This is a genomic window from Paenibacillus sp. 102, assembly GCF_039549175.1.
Taxonomy (GTDB): domain Bacteria; phylum Bacillota; class Bacilli; order Bacillales; family Bacillaceae_G; genus Bacillus_A.
On the sequence record NZ_JBCGHT010000001.1, the window covers coordinates 752143 to 775088 of the forward strand.

Genomic DNA, 22946 nt, shown 5'->3' on the forward strand with positions numbered 1-22946 from the left:
ATAAATTTTATTCTTGTAAATAGTTTATCATTTTTTTCGAGCATCATCACTTTTCAATTAGGGAGATAGCCATATAAAAAAAGAAACAGTAGGAAATATTCCTACTGCTTACTTTGTTTCACGGTGTAACGTAGACTTCTTGTCACGCTTGCAATACTTTTTAAGCTCAAGGCGCTCCGTGTTGTTACGTTTATTTTTCTTTGAGATATAGTTACGATCTCCGCATTCTGTACATGCTAGAGTAATATTCACACGCATTCTTATTTCCCTCCAGTCACTAATAACTTAAATCAGACTATACTATAATACCACTTTTAAAATAAAAATTCTACACCTTTTGATATTGTCTAATTTTTTCTATAAGAGTTTTCATATTTTCCTTTGCTATTACTGGGTTTCTCGCATGTGAATAGACAAGAAATTTTGGATGTTTTGCATCAGAAACAATATAAGACCACTCTTTTTCTGTATATTTAAACTGGATTCCCTCTAATACTTCGACCTCCCTTTTTTCCATATCTTGCAATAACATTCCCATTACTTTCCCTTTCTCTTTCCATGAACAAACAACTTCATCACATAACAAGTAAAGAGGTGGTGATTGTTCTAACATCATCGACAAAGTGTTCCCTTGCTGGGCAATTAGTTCGAATAATTTTCCAATTCGATATAAAATATCTTGTTGCCACCTCATTTGAAACTCACTTTGTTCACCATACATATAAAAAAGAAGATAGCACTCTCCTAATTTTAACGATAATGGATACACACTTCCTGTTTTCTCAAGTAATAAATTAGGCACCTCAATTTCTTCACAATTTGCACTTTGGTAAATTACACCATGATTGTCATATAACTCAAATTTATTCCCTTGTTCATAAAACATAAGAGCCATATGAGCACGACTTGATTTCATTAACAATTTAACATGTTCTTTTTGCTCGTTAGCATAAATCCATGTAATTGTACAACCAAGCTTTTTCAAGAAGGATATAAGTAATGGCTGAATCATTTCATCCCTTTTATTAATAAGAAGGTGAAATGTTTGCTTTCGTATCGTTTCGATATCTAAATGCGCTAAGAGAGCTTCAACATATTTGTCTAAACAAACATATACCGTTTCATTTCGTCCCATGTCTTTATCATATACGTAATGAAATGCTTCTGACGTATATAAGTGTTCCAGTTCTTTTTGCTGTTTATACGATAGCCGTATGCCACCCTGACCATATAGTTGCATGATAATTCCTTCTGCTTGTTCAAAGCGAATAAAAACGCCCCCTGCACACCCAAGCTCGTGAATGGCATATTGAAAAGCTGAATCGTTCATTTCTTGACATTCCATCGTATACAAACCAACACTATGAATGGCATGTAGAAATAATTTTTTAAAAATACCAACCTCTACATCCTCATATCCCCCAACCAATATACGCTCCCCTTTTTCAAAAAGAGAACCATATGCCATTGCAACTTTCACAACAATTTGAGGTGTCATTTCTATATTACCTCTACCTACTACCCTGCTTTTTTGTAACCAACCTGCGGTTTTTTCATTTTCAGTAATTCCTGACGAGGCAATAATAGAATGGCTATCGATCACTTTACCCGGCCATAGCTTTCCATTTTGTTGTATCACTGTATTTTTTCCAATCTGGCAATAATCTGCGACCACACTTTTCTCAAATAAAGTAACATCATCTTTAATCATCGCATTTTCTCCAACCGTCGCTTCTACTAACTCACAGCGTTTCCCTACATACGTGTGGGCAAGAACTATACTTTTTTGAAGGTACGTATAATCTGATATCGTGCTACGCTTACCAATAATTGAATACGGCTCAATGATCACCCCTGCTCCAATGATTGCTCCTTCTCCAATGAAAGATGGCCCATGCATTTTTGTTCCCTTTTCAATCGTTACTCCTTCTCCCATCCAAACCATCGGTAATACTTCCGTATAAGAAATTGGTACCTGTACTTTCTTTGTAAGTAAGTCAAACTGAGCCTGCCTATATTGATCTAACGTACCAATATCTAACCAGTACCCTTCCGCTTCATATCCAAAGAGCGCCTTTTTATTTTCTAACAAAGGAAATACATGCTGACTAAAATCAAAAAAACGCGCTGATGAAATATAAGAAAAAATTTCGGGATCCATAATATAAATGCCTGTATTTACAGTATTTGAAATCACTTCATTCCAACTCGGTTTTTCCATATAACGTATAATTTCATGCTCTCTATTCATAACAACCGAGCCAAATGACAGTGGGTTTTCCACTTCCTTCACAAACATCGTAACCAACCTATTCTTACACTTATGAAATTCAATTCCTTTCGATAAATTAAAATCCGTCAATGCATCCCCGCTAATTACAACAAATGGTTCATCTAAAAACACTTCTGCTTGTTTAATGCTTCCAGCCGTACCAAGTGGTGGTGAATCTTCGAAATAGTGTAACTTTACTCCCCATTTACTTCCATCACCAAAATATCGCTTGATAGCTGTACTCATATATTGAACTGTAATTGCAATCTCATGAATACCATGACGCTTTAGTAACTCAATATTGTATTCCATCACTGGTTTTTCAAGTAATGGTAACATTGGCTTTGGAATATTACATGTTAACGGTCTAAGACGCCTTCCCTTTCCTCCAGCTAAAATAACCCCCTTCATATACATTCATCCTCCACTTTTATAATGTTGAACGACCTTGTATATCATATGTATGTCACTTATGTAGAAATTAACCTTTTCACTTCACTACACCTTGCAAGTAAGCGCTTACCTTTTAAAAATTTAATAATAGAAAAACATACTACTAAAATTCAACAAGTTGCTGTTTTCCTCATCCTCCAACAATCGGTATTCCCAAAAACAAATGACCTTATATTGTTTTATTTTTCCATATTATGATACATCTTATCATCATAGACAGAACAAAACAACGAGCTTTTTTTGTCATGTTTTGACTAAAAAAAGCAAGTGATAGTTCGTCACTTGCTAGCATTTTCTTCTTATTCATTTAATAAATAATGTTTCCCTTTCACTAAATAAAAAACATTCTCGGCAATATTCGTAATGTGATCTGCTACACGTTCAATGTAACGTGCAATAAAAGATAATTGTGTAATTTGCGTAATCGTTTCAGGGTGTTCAGGGACAGAGGAAATAAACTCACGAATCGCTCTCCCGTATATTTCATCAACAGAATCATCCATCTCTGCAATTTGTTTTGCAGAGGTTAAATTTTCTTCTTGATATGCTTCTAGCGATAACTTTAACATATCCGTAGCAATCGTAAACATTTGCTCTAAGTTCTGTAAGTTTACAGATATATCTTTTTCTCCAAGTCGAATAGTTGATTTCGCAATATTTACAGCATGATCTGCAATACGCTCTAAATCTGTTGCCGTTTTAATCGAAACAAAAATTCTTCGTAAATCACTCGCAACAGGTTGCTGCTTTGTAATTAACATAAGTGCAAGGTCATTAATTTCTTCTTCTAAATTATCCATGCGGTAATCACCATCAATAACTTCCAGCGCTGTCTCTACATCTCTCTTTCGAAGTCCTTCCATAGAACGAAAAAGAGCTTCTCTTGCCAATTCTCCAAGTTCAATCACCTTTTGCTGTAATGTTTGTAAGTCATAATGAAATTGCTCCCTTACCACGTTGGTTCCCCCTTTAGCTGTTACGTGTATATAAAGTAATAAAAGCCCCTTTTAAGAGGGGCTTTACTCCCAAAAATATTAACCAAATCGTCCTGTAATATAATCTTCTGTTCGTTTATCTGTAGGAGTCGTAAATAATTTATTTGTATCTGTATATTCAACAACCTCACCGCTTAGGAAGAAAGCTGTCTTATCAGAGATACGTGCAGCTTGTTGCATATTATGAGTTACAATGACAATACTAAAGTCTTTCTTTAACTCTTGAATTAATTCTTCAACTTTTAATGTAGAAATTGGATCCAATGCCGATGTCGGTTCATCCATTAAGATTACATCCGGCTCAATCGCTAAACAACGCGCGATACATAAACGCTGTTGTTGGCCACCCGATAAACCGTATGCATTATCATGTAATCGATCTTTTAATTCATCCCAAATCGCCGCACCACGTAAACTTTTTTCAACGATTGTATCAAGTGTCTTCTTATCACGAATACCATGAATCTTTGGACCATAAGCAACATTTTCATAGATAGATTTCGGAAATGGGTTCGGTTTTTGGAATACCATTCCAACATGCGTACGTAATTCTTCAACAGGATATGACTTTTCAAAAATATTTCGATCCCGATATTCAATTACTCCCGTTGTACGAACAATAGGTACTAGCTCTACCATACGGTTTAACGTTTTTAAATATGTTGATTTCCCGCAACCACTCGGTCCAATAATTGCCGTTACTTCATTCTCATGAATGCTTAAATTCACGTCTTTTAATGCATGATCTTCTCCATACCATAAGTTTAAATTTTTTGTATCAAATACAACCTTCTTCGCTGCTGACTCAATTTTCATTTCATTTTTCACCTGTACATTTACTACTGTTGCTACCATCTTGAATTCCCCTTTCATCCACTACTTACGATTTCGTAACCATAAGACAACCGCATTCATAATGAGCAACAATCCTAATAAAACAATCATACCGGCTGCTGCTACATGCTGAAACTCCTCTTGCGGTCTACTCATCCAATTAAAAATTTGAATCGGTAAAACTGTAAATCTATCAAACATGTTAAATGGGATATAATTAGCAAATGCGAGCGCTCCAATGACTAATAGTGGTGCTGCCTCTCCAATTGCCCTCGATAACGCCAAAACACATCCCGTTAAAATTCCTGGCAAGGCAGTTGGCAATACAACCTGATACATCGTTTGCCATTTTGTAGCACCGACGCCATACGAGGCTTCTAGCAGAGAACTCGGTACCATACGAATTGCTTCTTGACTCGACACAACAACTGTTGGTAATACAAGAAGGCTCATTGTGAAGGCTGCTGTTACGATACTCTCCCCTAAATGAAGACCATATACAAAGATCGTTAAACCAAGCAATCCAAACACAACAGATGGCACACCCGCTAATGTTTGAATATTTAATTCTATGACCCTTGTGAATACAGAGTGCTTTGCATAGTGTTCTAAATAAAGAGCTGTACCTACCCCAAATACAAAGGAAACTGGCACTACTATACTCATGAATAAAATTGTTCCTGACAATGCAGCGGCAATACCAGCTTGCTTTGGATTACGCGAGGCAAAGTTCATAAAAAAATCTATTGAAAGATAACTTACACCTTTTTCAAAAATTTGATAAAGCAATAAAATTAGTATGCAAATAGAAAATAGCATTGTCATATAAGAAATCGATTTATATATTCGATCCTTCCAAAAACGCGATGCCATATTTTCTTTTATTTTCTTATGATTCAGCATCCGCATCTTATATCACCTTTCTAAAACGGCGCATAATCTGCTGCGAAATCATATTCATCATGAATGTAAACATAAGTAATGTCGCACCTACAGCGTACATGCTATAGTACGTTATCGTTCCGTGCGGAGCATCACCCAAACTCACTTGTACAATATAAGCCGTTAACGTTTGAATGGAGTGCGTCGGGTTTATCGATACATTGGGTGTTGAACCTCCAGCGATGACCACAATCATCGTTTCACCAATTGCACGTGAAGCCGCTAATAGAATTGCAGCCATAATACCGGTAAACGCAGCTGGAAATACAACTTTTCGCACAGTTTCAAAACGCGTTGCACCTAACCCAAGTGAGGCTTCTTTTATTCCTTTAGATACGGCTCTCATCGCATCTTCAGAAAGAGAAGCAATGGTTGGAACCATCATAATCCCTATAACAACCCCTGGACTAATCGCATTAAAAAACTGTAAATCTGGAATGATACGCTGCAGGGCTGGTGTGACGATCGTTAAAGCAAAAAAACCATATACAATCGTAGGAATGCCTGCTAATAGTTCTAAAATGGGCTTTAACACTTTTCTAGCAAAATGTGAAGCATATTCATTTAAAAATATGGCACATCCTAGTCCAATTGGAATAGCTACCATCATAGCAATTGTTGTTACAAATACGGTCCCACATATGAGAGGAAGTATTCCAAACTTCGGCTCTTCAAAAAATGGTAACCATTCTTTTTCAGTAAAAAAAGAATGTATTGGTATTTCATGAAAAAACATAATCGTTTCATTCGCTAGCGTAACGATAATGCCTATCGTTGTTATGATAGATACGCTAGCAATCGCCTTTAGTAGTAACGGAACCATTCGATTGATTCGCTGCGTTTTTTTTCTTTTGATTGTATTTCTTTCAATCAAATGTTGCACAGAAAATGTAATTTGACTTTTGTCATTTCGAGCCAAAGATGAAAACCCCTTTCCATCCTGACATTATCTTTTTATTTCTGTTAACATTCGCAGCTGTTCACTATATTTTTTTTGTGGTAACTTAACATATCCGACTTCTTCAGCAAGCCTGCCCGCATGTTGCATCATAAATGTCACATACTCTGCCACGCTGCTTTTATTTCGAATAGAGTCATGATTTACATATGCAAATAGCGATCTTGACAATGGCTTATAACTACCAGTTTGAATGGTTTCTTTCGTTGGTCGTACACCATTTACTTTTATAGCTTTTACCTTATCTTGATTCGCCGTATAGTACGCATACCCCACAAATGCAATTGCATTTTTATCATTCATTACTCCTTGCACAATGACTTGATCGTCTTCAGATAAAGAGACTGTTTTTGCAAGACGATTGTTTTGCAAGACAACACTTTGAAAATAATCATACGTACCAGAATCGACACCTGGCGCATAAAATTGCACCTTTTCATGCGGCCACCCTGGATGAATATGTGACCATCGTTTCGTTTTTCCATTTTCACTCCATAATAGACGCAATTCCTCTATTGTCATATTATCTGCCCATGTATTTTCACAATTCACAATGATTGTGAGGCCATCATAAGCAATTTCAAATGGTGTAAACTGGATGGAGTTTTTTCTCATAAAATCTTCTTCTACTTGTTTCACCTTTCGTGAAGCATTATTAATATCTACTTCACCTTTTCCAAAACGATGAAATCCTCCTCCTGTCCCAGATATACTAATAGAAATTTTTACACGCGGGTCTTTTTTTGTGTATTCTTCCGCTATCGCTTCCATAATGGGAAAGACCGTTGAGGATCCATCAACTCTCACTTCCCTCACATCATTAGCAGCGGATGTAGTAGACACATACGAAAACATAAAGCATGTCGATATTACAAAAATCTTGATACATTTTCTTGTCCACTTCACGTGTAGCTCCTCCTAGAAGTATCCCGAAGTAACAGGATTACAAATATAAGAATAATGCCGAACTATTAATTCGGTTTTAATAATTTGTAAAAGTTTTGTAAAGTTCAACTTAATATGAAGGAATACGATGCTCCTTTCTCATTTTCACTTCTTTTCTCAAAAGTAAATATATAACCGGTCATACTATGAGAGAGTTCATTTTTTCAGCACATCATTTTGCGTATATGATACGCTTGTCCACAATTACTATACTCTATGCATAAAATACAAAAAAAGCACACTATCTTTTGAGATAGTGTGCCAAATTTACATATTTTTATTCTTCTTTACCTTTTTCATCCTTCGGAGCTTCACCTGTGATTTCTTGTTTCTTCAGTTCAAAGTAAGCGTCCGTAATGGCACGGCCGATATCTCCGTTAACTCCAGATTTATCGTTGTGTACCCATGGAACAACAACGGAGAATGCAACTTCAGGATTATCAAGCGGCGCATAACCTACTAATGTTAAGTTATAAGTTGGTACAGGCTCGCCTTTTGCATTTCTTCCGATGTCTTTATTACCGCCATAAAATGTTTGTGCTGTTCCTGTTTTCCCGGCAGCTTTATATGGTGCATTACTAAAGTATTTTGCACCAGTACCACCTGAATCATTAAATACTTGTCTAAATCCTTCTTGCACACGCTTCACTTGCTCTTCAGGCATATCAATACGATTTAACACTTTCGGTTCCATCGATTGAATCACTTTTCCAACTTCATCTGGTTTAGATGTTGGTTGACGAATTTCTTTAACAATTTGTGGTTGCATACGATAGCCACCATTTGCAATTGTTGAAACATATTGTGCAAGTTGAAGCGGTGTATACGTATCATATTGTCCAATCGATAAGTCTAATAAGAAACCTGGTTGGGATCCTGAGCCCCTCTGACCAGATATTTCGTTTGGTAAATCAATTCCTGTTTTCACACCAAGCCCAAACTGTCCAAAATAATAACGCATATCATCGAATGCTTTTTTCTTAATATCCAATGTACCACCTCGAACATATGGTACTCCAGCAATATTCATAGCTGTTTTAAACATATATACGTTAGAAGACATTTTTAAAGCAGTAAGGTCATTTATATAGCCCATCGTTTTCCAAGAAGCTTTTACTGGTGTACCTTTCAATTTAATCGGTTCATCCAATAATGTTGCTCCAGGCGTAATTGCGCCTGTTTGATATCCAGTTAGTATCGTAGCACCTTTCACGGTCGAACCCATCGGATACGCACTCGTCATTGTCCCTAATGCATAGTCTTTTATCTCTTTCGTCCCATTTTCCTCTACGATTTGTTTCCCAGCCATAGATAAAACTTCACCATTTTTTGGATTCATCATTACAACAAACGCTCGGTCTAAAAGTGGCTCTGATCCTGCATATTGTTTCAAACTCTTTGTAAGAATTTCTTCTACACGCTTTTGCAGTTCCATATCAATTGTTAAGTTTAAATCGTTCCCTCGTTGCCCTTTAGATACATTTATCGTTTCTAAAATGTTTCCGTCCTTATCTGTAATATTTCTCACTTCTGCTTTTGTACCGTGAAGTGTATCTTCATATTGCTGTTCAATATAACTTTTACCAACGCGGTCGTTACGGTTATAATCTCGAACAAGGAAATAATCTAGTCGCTCTCTTGGCAACCCTTCATCTGAGCTTGTTACACCACCAAGTACACTGCGGAACATATCATCATAAGTATATTTACGATCCCAATCAACTGTCGTATCTATACCTGGTAACAACGCTAAGTTTTCACTAATGATTGCATATTCTTCTGGTGTTACATCTTTTTTTACAATTTGTGGCGTCATTGCATATCCGCCGTCCATTTTACTCTTAATTGCAAGTATTTCTAGATCTTCCGCTGTTAGTTGATTGATTTCTGCCTCTGTCACGCGATTCCGCTGACGCTCTGCAATTTCTTTATCATCAATTTTCTTTGCTTTAAATTCTGCTTGGTCTTTCTTTGTAATTTTTTCTTTTCCCTCTTCTTCATGTAAAGAAAGCCAATAATCTTTTTTATCACGTTCTGTTAATTTATCTGGGGATACTTCAATTAGCTTCGCAAGTTTTTTCGCTGTTTCTAAACGCTCTTCTGAAGTTGATCCCTTCATTCTTGTAAACGTAATCGTACGAACTGGGTTGTTATCCACTACCGCACGACCATATCTATCAAAAATTTTCCCGCGTGGAACCGGATTACTTACTGTTGAGTTTTCCTTTTTTTCAACTTCATTTTTATAATCCTCACCATGTACAATTTGTACCATTCCAAGCTTTACAATAATCGCTGAAAACATTAAAAACACACAAAAAAACAACACGTTAAGCCGAAACGGAACGTGGGTCTTCTTTTTTTTCTTCTTTTTACTCATACGAACCCCCTCTACCAACAGCTATGTAATAGGAAAGGGACACCTTATTACAGGTGTCCTCACTGCTGTTTTACATGTCTTTTTATTCTAGCATAAAACACGGAAGAAGTTAACCTTCTCGTTCGGTATGATTTTGTGTTGTTTCAGGTGCTGGAATCCTTGTTTTATTTGGATTTCCTTCCCCATATTTGACATTTCTAATAGCAAAATAAATAAGTAAATGTCCAGCTCCGAGAATACATAATAGAATAGGCAAGCTTTTTTCTGGTGAAAAAAATGATACTGCACATAAGAAACTTAAAATGGAACATATTCTTCCGCTGTTCAGCCATAGCTCTCGTACAACAATATACTCAACACGCCACTCTCTTGCCTGCTTTGCTCTTCCGATTACATCATATGTCATAGAACCGTATGGAACGAGTAAAATTGGATAAGCAATAGCAATACACGCTGCATAAATGAGTAGTTTTACATATGTAACATGAAAAATAACTAAAAATACAACGACATACAAAATAATTCCACCAAGTAAAATCGATTTTTTTCTCCATTCCTTTTTTAACATACGTGCGACAAAGTAGTAGCATATAAAGGATACAGCTGAATTGACTAAGCTATATTTTCCTAGCCCAAATTCACTTCCTGATGCTAAATAGACATATACGGAAATAACAAAAATAAACGTTCCTTCCCTTAAGCCTTGAAAAAAATGGGCGTGGGTAATCCTTCCCCAGTTTTTATCAATCTTACGCTCTTTCAAAACTTGAACAATTTCATAACGCCCTTCACATTCTCTTTTCGACAAAAAGAAGCTTATGACAACAGCAATTGCAAATAAAGTTAGGGAAAGAAAAAAGATAACCGTATAACCTGTCCACTTCTCCATACGCGAAATCGTATACCCGGCTGCTATTGGTCCAACCATTCCAGAGAAGGATGTTAACAGGCCGAGAAAACCGTTAAAAAAATCACGTGTTTCTGGTTCCGTAATCTCAAATGTTAACAGATTAAATGCCAGCCAATAAAAACCATATCCAATTCCAAGAAGGCCACCAAGTAATAAAATATAATGTGAAGCATGCGTTCCTGCAAGTAAAACAACAATAAAAAAAGCTGCTAATGTTCCTACACCAATTCGCAGTAAAATGGCACGATCTATCCGCTTTGCCAATTTCCCTGCAAAAAGAAATGTTAATGGCTGCAATACAACGCTTGCTAAATTATACAACCCAAGGTTCACATAATTTTGTGTTTGCTTCCATAAATAAATGTTAACAAACGTGTTGGATAAAGAAATCGCGAGCGTGTATAATCCCCCCATAACAAGTAACAATACTAAATCACGATTCACCTCGACATCGCCAATTACATGTTTCCACTTCATACATAACTCTCCTTTACTTCATGTTCTAGTCTTCCAAAGACAAGCGCAATTATGTAAAAGAAAGCATACAAAAAAGCTAGGGGAATATTCCCCTAGCTTCTTCAATATCGTCTTACATAAAACGGAATAAGCGATATTATTTAGCTTCTTGGTAACGTTTTTCAGCTGCGTTCCAGTCTACAACGTTCCAGAATGCACCGATGTAGTCAGGACGACGATTTTGGTAATGTAAGTAGTAAGCATGTTCCCAAACGTCTAAACCGATAACTGGAGTTTTACCTTCTGTTAAAGGTGAATCTTGGTTTGGAGTGCTTGTTACTTCTAGTTCACCATTGTTTACTACTAACCAAGCCCAGCCAGAACCGAAGCGAGTTGCACCAGCTTTTGCGAATTCTGCTTTAAATGCATCAAAGCTACCGAATTTCGCTTCAATTGCAGCTGCAAGTTCACCTACAGGTTGTCCACCACCGTTTGGAGATAGAATTGTCCAGAAGAAAGTGTGGTTCACATGTCCGCCACCGTTGTTACGTACTGCAGTACGGATTGCTTCTGGTACTTCATTTAAGTTTGTAACTAATTCTTCAACACTTTTGTCAGCTAGTTCTGCATGACCTTCTAACGCAGCATTTAAGTTTGTTACGTAAGTGTTGTGGTGTTTTGTATGATGGATGTTCATTGTTTCTTTATCAAAGTGAGGTTCTAAAGCATCATACGCATAAGGTAAATTTGGTAATTCATGTTTTGCCATTGTTACATTCCTCCCAGTTTATGTATTGCCAAGATAACTTGACATACAACTTCATTTTACCCTAATTGCCATAGGGTGAAAACAAATTAAATCACATTGTCTTGCTATCATTAACGTAGCAAAGTTTCCATTTCTTTTCAAACAAAATGCTCATATATTTCGTAAAAAAAGCTCCCTTCTACAAGGAAGCTTTTCGGCTACATGATAAACATATGAAATGGATATGGACCCTGTAGGACTCGAACCTACGACCGGACGGTTATGAGCCGTCTGCTCTAACCAGCTGAGCTAAGGGTCCAGAATTATGTATATAGCGGTGATTAAAATTCAAATTCACCACCAAGTCTCCACAGAACATTCATAAAAGCTGAAAACTGCAAGATATATTAATTAAGAAATGTAAGATAAATTTACCATATGAAAAAGAAAAGTGTCAATTATATTTTTACCTTCCTGCTACGCAGAACAAAAAATAGCCTGTACTCATTTTCTCTCTTTGCTTTAATTTCACATCGGGCAGGAAAAGAGGCTAACCGCTTCTATACATGGACAGATGCTCTCTCCCCCCTCAAAAGAAAGATTTTTATAGGTAGTAAATCCTCTATACAGTCCAATAATTACTGAAGCATTAACCTTATTTCATACGATATAACTTGTGATTCTCTAGATTCCTACGTTACAATGATTTTATGCATCAATCTATCATACATATAGTAAAGGAAGTGAATATATGTCCATATTTACGCAGCTAGTAAAAAGTTTATATTCGCCAAAGGACATGGCACTTTTTCGTTTTCAAAAAATGGGAAAAACAATTCTGTACGTCATGTTATTATGTTTAATCGCAACGATTCCGAAAACTTTTATATTTGGAAACTTCGTACAAGATGTCGTATCTTCTGTACATCAATCAATTGAAAAAGATTTACCTGATTTTAAAATTGAGAATGGTGAGCTGCACGCTGACGTCAAAGAACCTATTATAAAAGAAGATGGAGATTTTGTTTTCGTATTTGACCCTAATGCAACAGATACGAATGCATATACAAATAAACAAGGTGTATTTGTTTTAAAAGATAAAGTTGTATCTATTAATAACAATCAAACACAAAGTCAGTCTTACAGTGACTTCGGCAATGGGACATTTGAGAAAAAGGATATCCAAGGCATTGTATCAGCCGTTGATAATATCTACCCATTTCTCATGTTTGGTGTTGGAATAGCTATTTACTTGTACCAATTATTCATTTCGTTCTTAGGTACAACTATTTTAGCCTTTATCGGTTCAGCAATGGTAGGTCAGCGAAAAGTATCTTATAAACAAGTTTGGACATTAACAGCTTACAGTTATACAATTCCAACTATTTTCTTTATGATTATGAATGTATTAAACATAAATGTGCCAGGAACATTCCTTCTGTACACTGCCATCATTTTAATCGTGCTGTACTTAACAATTAAAGAAATACCAAACCCTAAGGAAAAACACGAACTATAAAAAATGCCATTTTGGCATTTTTTTTTTGGACAAGCATATATTTCCTAACAAAGGAGTGAGGAATATGAAGAGACTTGGTGCACTCTTACTTGTGCTTGTTCTCGGTTACGTGTTTTATTACGATATAAAAATTGGTACCTTACCAATGTTAAGTTCATACAAAAAAACAACAGCTGCTCAAACTGTAAAAAAAGAAAATGTTGATACAAAAGCAAAAGAAGAAACAGATGTGCAATATAAAGCGATTGAAGTCAAAACAGGAGAGACTGTTTTATCTATTACAGAAGCGATTAACAAGAAAAAAATTCCCTCTATTGAAAAAGTCATCGATGATTTTAAACAGTTAAATAAAAATACGTCTACAACAAAAATACAGATCGGAAAATCTTACAAATTCCCGTTATATCAATGAGCAATCACTTAATCCTTGTCAATTATATAAAGGCGCTGATACAATAGTAAAAGTGAAACCGAGCATATAGGTTTCTATTGCTTCATATCACATATACTATGTTTGATATGAAAGACAAAATAAGAAACTTCTTTTATAAGGAGAGCGATCTATTCGTGAATGAAATGACTCATCGTACAAAAACACGTCCTGTTAAAGTCGGTAATTTAACAATTGGCGGTAATAATGAATTAATTATACAAAGTATGACAACAACAAAAACACATGATGTAGAAGCAACTGTTGCCGAAATCAAACGTTTAGAAGAAGCGGGTTGTCAAATCGTCCGCGTTGCTGTTCCAGACGAACGTGCAGCAAACGCAATTGCTGATATTAAAAAACAAATTAACATCCCACTTGTTGCTGATATTCACTTTGATTATCGCCTTGCATTAAAAGCAATTGAAGGCGGCATCGATAAAGTACGTATCAACCCAGGTAATATCGGGCGTCGCCATAAAGTAGAAGCAGTTGTAAATGCTGCGAAAGAACGTGGCATTCCAATTCGTATTGGTGTAAATGCTGGTTCATTAGAACGTCATATTTTAGAAAAGTATGGATACCCTACTGCAGATGGTATGGTTGAAAGTGCACTTCATCATATTAAAATTTTAGAGGACCTAGATTTCCATGATATTATCGTATCAATGAAAGCCTCTGATGTTAACTTAGCAATTGAAGCTTACGAAAAAGCAGCTCGTGCTTTTGATTATCCGTTACACCTAGGTATTACAGAATCCGGAACACTATTTGCCGGAACTGTAAAAAGCGCTGCTGGTCTTGGGGCGATTTTAAGTAAGGGTCTCGGGAATACACTTCGTATTTCATTAAGTGCTGATCCAGTTGAGGAAATAAAAGTTGCTCGCGAATTGTTAAAATCATTCGGTCTTGCATCGAATGCTGCGACACTTATTTCTTGTCCAACATGCGGTCGTATCGAAATCGACCTTATCAGTATTGCAAATGAAGTCGAGGAATACATCTCTACGCTGAAAGTACCAATTAAAGTAGCTGTACTTGGCTGCGCTGTAAATGGTCCTGGTGAAGCTCGTGAAGCCGATATCGGTATTGCTGGTGCACGCGGAGAAGGTTTATTATTCCGTAAAGGAAAAGTCGTTCGTAAAGTACCAGAAGAAACAATGGTAGAAGAACTAAAAAAAGAAATTGATGTAATTGCTGCTGAAATGGCTGCGAATCAAGAAAAACAAGAACAAGAATAATAAAACAGGCTGCTTTGATTTTACGAGCAGCCTTTTCCTTATAGAAAAAAGCTCGTCAGTTTCATAACTGGCGAGCTCTTACTGTGCACACTTCGGGCAACGTCCATATATTTCAAACTTATGCCCTGTTACTTCATATCCCTTAAAATCTTTATTCATAAAATCCATTGGACAGGAAGTAATTTCTTTTGTACCACCACAATCCAAACAAATAAAGTGATGATGATGTTCCATAATAGAACATGTAAAACGAAAATGCTTTTCTCCATTTAATTCTGTTTGCTCCAAAACACCAATTTCAGCAAATACTGTTAAATTACGATAGATGGTATCAAAACTTAACCCTGGATAATCATCTTTCATATGCTCTAAAACATCTTTGGCAGTTAAATAACGATTATGAGCTGCAAATAAACGTAACATTTCTTCTCTTTTTCCAGTATGTTTATAGCCTTTTTCTTTCATAAGGCGTAAAGCTTCTGTTAGATTCATAACTATCCCTACTTTATGCAGTTTTTTTCTTCTTCCATAAGATTGCACCGATTAAAATAAGAACCGCTAGCATAACAATTGTACCACCTGGAGCTAAATCAAGCTGATAAGAAGCGAACAGCCCACCTATCACGGAAATTTCACCAAATAAAATGGAAAAGAAAATTGTTTGTTTAAACCCTTTTGCGATGCGGATACTTGCTGCAACTGGTAACGTCATTAAAGATGATACGAGAAGAACCCCAACAACACGCATAGATACCGCAATAACAAGCGCTACTAAAATAATGAAAATAAAGTGAATCCATTTTGCACGAAGCCCTGTTGATACAGCATATTCTTCGTCAAATGATAATAAAAACAACTCTTTATATAATAAAATAATCGTTGCAATAACGACGATTGCTACAATACCAATAAGAATCAAATCTGAGCTCGTTACAGCACTCACGCTACCAAATAAGTAACTAAATAAATCCGTATTAAATCCATTAGCAAGCGAAATGAAGATCACTCCAATTCCCATCCCTGCTGAAAGAATAATCGGAATCGCTAATTCTTGGTAATGTTTATATACAGTACGTAATTTTTCAATTAATAGCGCCCCGCCCATTGAAAAAATCATCCCCATATATAACGGATTTAAAAATCCACCTGTAAAAATAGTTTTTTCCAGCAACAAACTTGCGGCAATTCCTGATAATGTCACATGGCTTAAAGCATCTGCAATCAGTGATAAGCGGCGAATGACAACAAACACACCAATTAACGGGGCAACAAGCCCTATTAAAATACCAGCGTATAAAGAATTACGCAAAAAGTCATATTGTAAAAAATCCTGTATCATTATATCCTCCCGTGATGCTCATGATCATGCTCTAAACGATGAACATGATGTCCATATAAAATCGACATTTCTGCATCTTCTAACTCTCGGAATTTCTCAACATTTCCATGGAAATGTAAATGCTGATTTAAACATGCAACATGTGTCACTTTCTCTGTTACAGCCCCCATATCGTGTGTAACCAGAATCAGTGTGATACCTAGTTTTTTATTTAAATCTTCCAGTATCTCATAAAAGCTCTCTACACTCTTTACATCAATTCCCACAGTAGGTTCGTCCAAAATCAATAATTCTGGATTACTTACAAGCGCACGCGCGATAAATATACGTTGCTGTTGTCCACCAGAAAGTTCTCCGATATTACGATTTTGAAATTCACTCATTCCTACATCTGCGATTGCCTTTATGACCTTTTCTTTATCTTCTTTCTTCAAGAAACGAAATAGACCTTTTTTTGAAACAAGTCCCATTGAAACAACTTCAAAGACAGTCGCTGGAAAGCCAGAATTAAAGCTGTTAGCCTTCTGTGAAACATAACCAATTTTATTCCACTCTTTAAATTTCTTACTATCAATACCAAATAAGCGAATACTCCCTTTCTTCGGCTTCAAAACACCTAAGATACACTTTAATAAGGTCGATTTACCAGATCCATTAGGCCCAACCAAACCTAAAAAAGCCCCTTTAGGAACTTGCAAATTAATATCTTCTAACACATTTCGATCTTCATATCGAAATGCCAGCCCTTCTATTTCTAACATATTCTTCATAGCATCTCACCTATTTTAATTCAGAATGATTCCGATTTATCTCTATTTGAATTATAGTATAGCTTATTATAGTTGTAAACCAATCTGCCTAAAATATATTCCTTATTTAAGACAACCTTTTTATTATAACAAAAAGCAGAGAAAATCTCTCTGCTTTTTAAACATATACTTTTAATGAATAGCTGATTTAAATTTACCACCATTTGTCTCTTGCGTACTCATAATTGTAATAAAGGCATTTTCATCAATTTCATGAACAATTGATTTTAATTTCGTTACCTCAAGACGTGTAACAACTGCATAAATTACTTCTTTTTCTTTATCTGTATACCCACCCTTAGCAACAAGTTTCGTTGTCCCACGACCAAGGCGGTGTAAGATAGCATTTGATACTTCTTCATATTGATCTGATACAATTAGAACTGCTTTTGTTTCGTCCAACCCTTGAATAACCGTATCGATTGTTTTAAAAGCAATATAGTATGTCATAACAGAATACATCGCCTGCTCAACACCAAATACAAATGCTGCCCAAGCAAAAATAAACAGATTTACAAACATAACGAATTCACCGACAGAAAACGGTAATTTCTTTGTTAATAAAATCCCCATAATTTCTGTACCATCTAATGAACCACCATGACGAATAACAAGCCCTACACCAAGACCTAAAATAAGACCACCAAAAACAGTTGCTAAAATGGGCTCTGTCGTAAATGGTTTAAAGGTATGTAATGTTGACTCAATAAACGCTAAAGCCACAATTCCAAAAGCAGAAGATAACATGAATGTTTTCCCGATTTGTTTATAACCAGAATACATAAAAGGAATATTGAGGATAACAACCAAAGTAGAAAAACTCAACCACCAAATGTTAGGAGTAAGATAATCTAATATGAGGGAAACACCAATAATTCCACCATCAATAATTTTATTTGGCATTAAAAATAGTTCAATTGCTACCGCCGCACATGCCGCCCCAAAGACAATCATCACCAAACGATACAATAGATGAATAACACTTTCTTTTCGATGTTGTTTCTTCTCCATAAGCCCTCCTTATATTCTCTATATAATTTTGTTCTTTTATTATAACATACTCCTCTTTTCACCATAGAAAAAAACAACTGGCATACGAATATATACAAGCACCGTACACATATATTTCGATATAAGAACGACTGAAGGAGGACAGTATCATGAACCTCATCAAACATATTGTAAATAAAAAATTAAATCATATGACAGCAAAAGAATTATTGAAATATAGTAAAGAATATGCAGTCTCCATCACAACTGAGCAGGCTGAACAAATTGTCCCTTTACTAAAAGGGAAAAATATCAATATTTATGATACAGGAGAAAGACTAGACCTCTTAAAAAAAATCGCGAAAGTAACTTCCCCCTCTACAGCTCAACAAATAAATACGCTATTTCAGAAACTATTAAAATAAGGAGAGGAAATTCCCCTCCTTATTGTTCTTTAATCTTTTCGAGAATCGCATCATCAAATGAACCGCTCTTTAACATTTCAATTTCAAACTTATATGGTGGTTTTTTATCTTTCTTATCTTCACCTACATACGGCGTTTCAAGAATTTTTGGTACATGCTGTAATTGAGGATGGTGCACAATATGATGCAAAGCTTTATACCCAATATGACCAAAACCAATATTTTCGTGACGGTCTTTTCCAGCTCCGCGCACATTCTTACTATCATTAATATGCAATACTTGCAAGCGGTCAATCCCAACAATTTTATCAAATTCGTTTAATACGCCGTCAAAATCATTCACAATGTCATAGCCTGCATCATGTGTATGACACGTGTCAAAGCATACAGATAATTTTTCATTATGTGTAACACCGTCGATAATTTTTGCAATTTCTTCAAAACTACGTCCACATTCTGTACCTTTTCCAGCCATTGTTTCTAATGCAATATTTACTGTTTGATCTGGTGTTAACACTTCATTTAATCCTTTAATAATCTGAGCAATACCAGCATCAGCTCCTGCACCAACGTGAGCACCTGGATGAAGTACAATTTGTTTCGCTACACCTAGGGCTGACGTTCTTTCAATTTCCATACGAAGGAAATCTACACCTAATTGGAACGTTTCAGGTTTTGTCGTATTCCCAACATTAATAATATATGGCGCATGTACAATAATTTCTTCAATGCCATTCAGTTCCATATGTTTACGTCCTGCTTCTATATTCAACTCTTCAATTGGTTTTCTTCTCGTATTTTGTGGTGCACCTGTATAAATCATAAACGTTGTTGCACCATATGAAGCAGCCTCTTCACTCGCTGCTAATAACATTTTCTTACCACTCATAGAAACATGAGATCCGATCTTTAACATATAATCACCTCTTCAATATACAATAGCTATAATGATAGCATAATTTGTAGAAATATGTAGTAAATTGTTTGTTCACAAAAAAATCCGCTATAAAAATAAAGTGAATCTTCCAAGGGACACAAATGGCGAAAAAAAAGATAAGGGAGCCCTTATCTTTTTTTATTGCTATATTTTTTCTTCACTTTTTCACGTTCTGTTGCAAGTTTTCTCTTATAATTAGGCTTTACTTTTTTCGGTTTTTTAACCACTTTCGTTGCCATAACATCCAACTCATCATTTGGCTTTTTACGACTTTTACGACGACGACGCTCACCTAAATCCGCCCATTCATCACCACGTAAATCTACATGTTTAAACGTAATGTTACGTTGTTTTTCTAAGCTATCTAGCGCTTCCTCGTTTGCCGGATCATAAATAGTCACTGCAATACCTGAATAACCAGCGCGTGCTGTTCTTCCAACGCGGTGAACAAAGAAATCTAAATCTGAAGGAAGTTCATAGTTAATTACATGGCTTATTCCTTCAATATCAATACCACGTGCTGCTAAGTCAGTCGCTACAATGTATTGGAATTCTAAATCACGAATTTGCTTCATCATTTTTTTACGATCACGCGGAGATAAATCACCGTGGATTCGTCCAACTTTTAATCCACGCTCTGTTAATCCATTCGCAACGTCATCTGCCATTTTTTTCGTATTTGTAAAGACGATTGCTAAATATGGCTTAAATTGAAGTAACATATTTTTCACTAATTCAATCTTATTGCGATGTCTAGAAGGTACTAAATAATGCTCAATATTTCCTGCCGCAACTTGTTTCGGATTAATATGAATATGCTCTGGATTCTCCATGTACTTCTTCATAAACGGTTTTAATTTTTGAGGAATCGTTGCAGAGAAAACAAGCATTTGCAAGTTTTTAGGCATGCGTGCTGCAATTTTATCTACATCTTGAATGAATCCCATATCAAGCATTAAATCCGCTTCATCGACGATAATAGTAGCTGCTTTATGAACAAATAGCGCTTGTTCTTCCACTAAATCTTTAATACGCCCTGGTGTTCCAACAACAACATGAGGTTGCTTTTTCAGCTTTTCAATTGATCGTTGTTTGTCTGTTCCTCCGATTAAGCAACGTGCTGTAATCATTTGCTCTTCCGTACAGAATTTTGTTAACTTCACAATCTCTTGATAAATTTGTTGTGCTAACTCACGAGTAGGCGCTGTAATAACAAGTTGTACTTCTTCACGATTTGCATTAATTCTGTTTAAAGTCGGGAGTAAGTATGCATGTGTTTTTCCAGAACCTGTTTGGGATTGTCCAATTACACTCACACCTTTTTTCACAACCGGAAAAATTTTCTTTTGTATTTCTGTCGGCTCTGAAAAGCGTAGTTCACGAACTGCATCTATTAAAAATGATTGAAAATTATACTGTTCAAATGTTTGTAGTGTCATAAGTTACACCTTCTTTCTAAAATTTCTACTGCGCGCACAAATCAGTCAAGTCTACATTATATCGAAATCTAATGGTAAAATCCATCTTTAGTTTAGGTTTTCACTTCAAAAACTAACCTTCTTTCTTTCCCTTGCATATTGTATGTGTATATACCTAACTGAAGAAAGGAGGGTTTCCCTTATGTATCCGAAACCCCCTATGGGGCAAATGTATGTAAGGCAGCAGCAGCCGTACACCCCATATCCCATACCTAATTTACCGCCTATGATGCAAAAAAAGAAAGGATTTCTCGCTAAACTATTCCAAAAGCACGATCCGACTCATCCCTTTATGCAGATGGTTTCTCCCTATCAACAAATGGAGGGGCAACCGATGATGTATCAACATCAGCAATCCTATATACAGCCACCACAACAAATGATGCCACCTCAAATGAACGATCAGAATGAAATGCGCGGCTCAGCACCAGTGACCTCTAGCGCTAGCGGTGGTATTGGTAGCTTCTTTTCCAATTTAATTTCCAACCCTACTGGCATGTTAAATAACATTGAAAAGGTTGCTCAAGTCGCACAATCTGTCGGACCTGTCGTCCAGCAGTACGGACCTATTGTGCGCAGCATACCAAGTATCGTAAAAATTCTCACCTCCGGAAAAGGTACTGCTGAAGAATCAGCAGAAGAGGTGGAAATAATCACTACACCTCCACCACCTTCAAAAAAGAAAAAAAAGAAGAAAATCATTTTAGAACCAGTTATTGAAAAAGCCCTTCCGAAAGAGGATATACCGCGTATGGCACCAAAACCAAAACTATATGTTTAACAATCCTTTGTTTTCTGTCCACTCCTCCTTTATAATGAAAAAGACTATGTACAAAAGGATCCCTTGTTTAGAAGGAGAGGATTACTCACATGAAGATTGTTAAAATTTCCCCACGTGGTTATTGTTACGGTGTTGTTGATGCAATGGTCATCGCACGCAACGCCGCATTAGATAAATCATTACCAAGGCCCATTTATATTCTAGGTATGATTGTTCACAACAAACATGTAACAGATGCTTTTGAAGAAGATGGCATCATTACATTAGATGGTCCAAGTCGATTAGAGATTTTAGACAAAATCGATTCTGGTACTGTTATTTTCACAGCACATGGTGTTTCTCCAGAAGTTAAACAACGTGCGAAAGAAAAAGGGTTAACAACAATCGATGCAACATGTCCAGATGTTACGAAAACACATGACCTCATTGAAGCAAAAAAAGCGGAAGGATACCATGTGATTTACATCGGTAAAAAAGGACATCCAGAACCAGAAGGCGCCGTTGGTATTGCACCTGATATCGTTCATCTTATTGAAAGAGCAACCGACTTGGAAAATCTAGAAATCCCAACAGATAAAATTTTGGTTACAAATCAAACAACGATGAGCCAATGGGACGTTCAACACCTGATGGAAGACATTCAGAAAAAATTCCCAACAGCTGAATTTCACAAAGAAATTTGTTTAGCAACACAGGTTCGTCAAGAAGCGGTTGCTAAACAAGCTGATGTGGCTGATTTAACGATTGTTGTTGGCGATCCAAAAAGTAATAACTCAAACCGTTTAGCTCAAGTATCACAGGAGATTGCTGGTACAAAGGCATACCGCGTTGCAGATGTAAGCGAAATTCAATTAGAGTGGCTGCAAGGTATCGAAAACGTCGCTGTTACTGCAGGGGCATCTACACCTACACCAATTACAAAAGAAGTAATCGCCTTTTTAGAACAGTACGATCCAATGAACCCAGCAACTTGGGAACGTAAACGAAACGTACCACTTCAAAAAATCTTGCCGCGTGTAAAAGTAAAAAAACAATAAAAAAATCCGTTGCTAATTCATTAGCAACGGATTTTTTTTTATTCTATATACATCTATTTTGATTCTC

Annotated in this window: 22 protein-coding genes and 1 tRNA gene; 6 read left to right on the forward strand and 17 right to left on the reverse strand. The window is 36.2% G+C overall.

The genetic code is table 11. The features are described from left to right. Positions 1-108 precede the first annotated feature (108 nt). The 11 genes from rpmG to AAIE21_RS04075 form a co-directional block, all read right to left on the reverse strand. Positions 109-258 carry a 50S ribosomal protein L33 gene (rpmG, locus tag AAIE21_RS04025; RefSeq protein WP_001265618.1) on the reverse strand — a complete coding sequence of 50 codons (150 nt, stop codon included), beginning with the start codon at positions 256-258 and terminating at the stop codon, positions 109-111. Between the two features lie 70 nt (positions 259-328). Beyond that, entirely contained in the window at positions 329-2683 is a 2355-nt protein-coding gene (locus AAIE21_RS04030) for a sugar phosphate nucleotidyltransferase (protein WP_343265565.1), read from the reverse strand. A 341-nt stretch (positions 2684-3024) separates the two neighbouring features. Continuing rightward, positions 3025-3681 carry a phosphate signaling complex protein PhoU gene (gene phoU, locus AAIE21_RS04035; RefSeq protein ID WP_343265566.1) on the reverse strand — a complete coding sequence of 219 codons (657 nt, stop codon included), beginning with the start codon at positions 3679-3681 and terminating at the stop codon, positions 3025-3027. A 78-nt stretch (positions 3682-3759) separates the two neighbouring features. After that, entirely contained in the window at positions 3760-4575 is an 816-nt protein-coding gene (gene pstB / locus AAIE21_RS04040; protein ID WP_343265567.1) for a phosphate ABC transporter ATP-binding protein, read from the reverse strand. A 21-nt stretch (positions 4576-4596) separates the two neighbouring features. Further along, positions 4597-5463, reverse strand: coding sequence for a phosphate ABC transporter permease PstA (gene pstA, locus AAIE21_RS04045; protein ID WP_343265568.1), 867 nt, complete (start codon positions 5461-5463; stop codon positions 4597-4599). A gap of 1 nt (position 5464) precedes the next feature. Next, positions 5465-6415: a phosphate ABC transporter permease subunit PstC gene (gene pstC / locus AAIE21_RS04050; protein ID WP_343265569.1), complete on the reverse strand. Its 951-nt coding sequence runs from the start codon at positions 6413-6415 to the stop codon at positions 5465-5467. A 27-nt stretch (positions 6416-6442) separates the two neighbouring features. Further along, entirely contained in the window at positions 6443-7360 is a 918-nt protein-coding gene (locus AAIE21_RS04055; RefSeq protein ID WP_343265570.1) for a PstS family phosphate ABC transporter substrate-binding protein, read from the reverse strand. A 316-nt stretch (positions 7361-7676) separates the two neighbouring features. Next, positions 7677-9779, reverse strand: a complete 2103-nt coding sequence (locus AAIE21_RS04060) for a peptidoglycan D,D-transpeptidase FtsI family protein (RefSeq protein ID WP_343265571.1) — start codon at positions 9777-9779, stop codon at positions 7677-7679. Positions 9780-9888: 109 nt separating this feature from the next. After that, positions 9889-11166 carry an MFS transporter gene (locus AAIE21_RS04065; RefSeq protein WP_343265572.1) on the reverse strand — a complete coding sequence of 426 codons (1278 nt, stop codon included), beginning with the start codon at positions 11164-11166 and terminating at the stop codon, positions 9889-9891. Between the two features lie 136 nt (positions 11167-11302). Next, positions 11303-11914 (reverse strand): superoxide dismutase [Mn], encoded by a 612-nt coding sequence (sodA, locus tag AAIE21_RS04070; protein ID WP_343265573.1) that lies wholly within the window; start codon positions 11912-11914, stop codon positions 11303-11305. Between the two features lie 224 nt (positions 11915-12138). Next, positions 12139-12212: transfer RNA gene (locus tag AAIE21_RS04075), tRNA-Ile, on the reverse strand. Between the two features lie 432 nt (positions 12213-12644). Here AAIE21_RS04075 and AAIE21_RS04080 point away from each other — a divergent pair. The 3 genes from AAIE21_RS04080 (at position 12645) to ispG (ending at position 15083) form a co-directional block, all read left to right on the forward strand. Then, positions 12645-13412 carry a DUF1189 domain-containing protein gene (locus AAIE21_RS04080; protein WP_343265574.1) on the forward strand — a complete coding sequence of 256 codons (768 nt, stop codon included), beginning with the start codon at positions 12645-12647 and terminating at the stop codon, positions 13410-13412. Between the two features lie 64 nt (positions 13413-13476). Then, positions 13477-13824, forward strand: a complete 348-nt coding sequence (locus AAIE21_RS04085; protein WP_343265575.1) for a hypothetical protein — start codon at positions 13477-13479, stop codon at positions 13822-13824. Positions 13825-13988: 164 nt separating this feature from the next. Next, positions 13989-15083 carry a flavodoxin-dependent (E)-4-hydroxy-3-methylbut-2-enyl-diphosphate synthase gene (ispG, locus tag AAIE21_RS04090; RefSeq protein ID WP_343265914.1) on the forward strand — a complete coding sequence of 365 codons (1095 nt, stop codon included), beginning with the start codon at positions 13989-13991 and terminating at the stop codon, positions 15081-15083. Between the two features lie 78 nt (positions 15084-15161). Here the strand turns inward: ispG and AAIE21_RS04095 are convergent, their stop codons facing one another. The 4 genes from AAIE21_RS04095 to AAIE21_RS04110 all read right to left on the reverse strand — a co-directional run bounded on the left by AAIE21_RS04095 (position 15162) and on the right by AAIE21_RS04110 (position 18242). Next, positions 15162-15575 carry a Fur family transcriptional regulator gene (locus AAIE21_RS04095; protein ID WP_343265576.1) on the reverse strand — a complete coding sequence of 138 codons (414 nt, stop codon included), beginning with the start codon at positions 15573-15575 and terminating at the stop codon, positions 15162-15164. A gap of 13 nt (positions 15576-15588) precedes the next feature. Beyond that, complete coding sequence (locus AAIE21_RS04100) at positions 15589-16422, reverse strand: metal ABC transporter permease (RefSeq protein WP_343265577.1); 834 nt, start codon at positions 16420-16422, stop codon at positions 15589-15591. Continuing rightward, positions 16422-17192 carry a metal ABC transporter ATP-binding protein gene (locus tag AAIE21_RS04105; protein ID WP_343265578.1) on the reverse strand — a complete coding sequence of 257 codons (771 nt, stop codon included), beginning with the start codon at positions 17190-17192 and terminating at the stop codon, positions 16422-16424. The genes AAIE21_RS04100 and AAIE21_RS04105 overlap by 1 nt, the downstream gene beginning before the upstream one ends. A 171-nt stretch (positions 17193-17363) precedes the next feature. Further along, positions 17364-18242 (reverse strand): YitT family protein, encoded by an 879-nt coding sequence (locus AAIE21_RS04110; protein ID WP_343265579.1) that lies wholly within the window; start codon positions 18240-18242, stop codon positions 17364-17366. 149 nt (positions 18243-18391) lie between these two features. Between AAIE21_RS04110 and AAIE21_RS04115 the strand changes: the two genes are divergently transcribed. Next, positions 18392-18646 carry a DUF2624 domain-containing protein gene (locus tag AAIE21_RS04115; RefSeq protein WP_343265580.1) on the forward strand — a complete coding sequence of 85 codons (255 nt, stop codon included), beginning with the start codon at positions 18392-18394 and terminating at the stop codon, positions 18644-18646. Between the two features lie 19 nt (positions 18647-18665). Here the strand turns inward: AAIE21_RS04115 and AAIE21_RS04120 are convergent, their stop codons facing one another. Together AAIE21_RS04120 and AAIE21_RS04125 are read right to left on the reverse strand one after the other, a co-directional pair. Further along, positions 18666-19562: a deoxyribonuclease IV gene (locus tag AAIE21_RS04120; protein ID WP_343265581.1), complete on the reverse strand. Its 897-nt coding sequence runs from the start codon at positions 19560-19562 to the stop codon at positions 18666-18668. A 149-nt stretch (positions 19563-19711) separates the two neighbouring features. Further along, positions 19712-21022 (reverse strand): DEAD/DEAH box helicase, encoded by a 1311-nt coding sequence (locus AAIE21_RS04125; RefSeq protein ID WP_343265582.1) that lies wholly within the window; start codon positions 21020-21022, stop codon positions 19712-19714. Between the two features lie 181 nt (positions 21023-21203). Between AAIE21_RS04125 and vrrA the strand changes: the two genes are divergently transcribed. Further along, complete coding sequence (vrrA, locus tag AAIE21_RS04130) at positions 21204-21842, forward strand: VrrA/YqfQ family protein (protein WP_343265583.1); 639 nt, start codon at positions 21204-21206, stop codon at positions 21840-21842. Positions 21843-21931: 89 nt separating this feature from the next. Next, positions 21932-22879 carry a 4-hydroxy-3-methylbut-2-enyl diphosphate reductase gene (locus AAIE21_RS04135; protein WP_343265584.1) on the forward strand — a complete coding sequence of 316 codons (948 nt, stop codon included), beginning with the start codon at positions 21932-21934 and terminating at the stop codon, positions 22877-22879. The last annotated feature ends 67 nt before the right edge of the window (positions 22880-22946 follow it).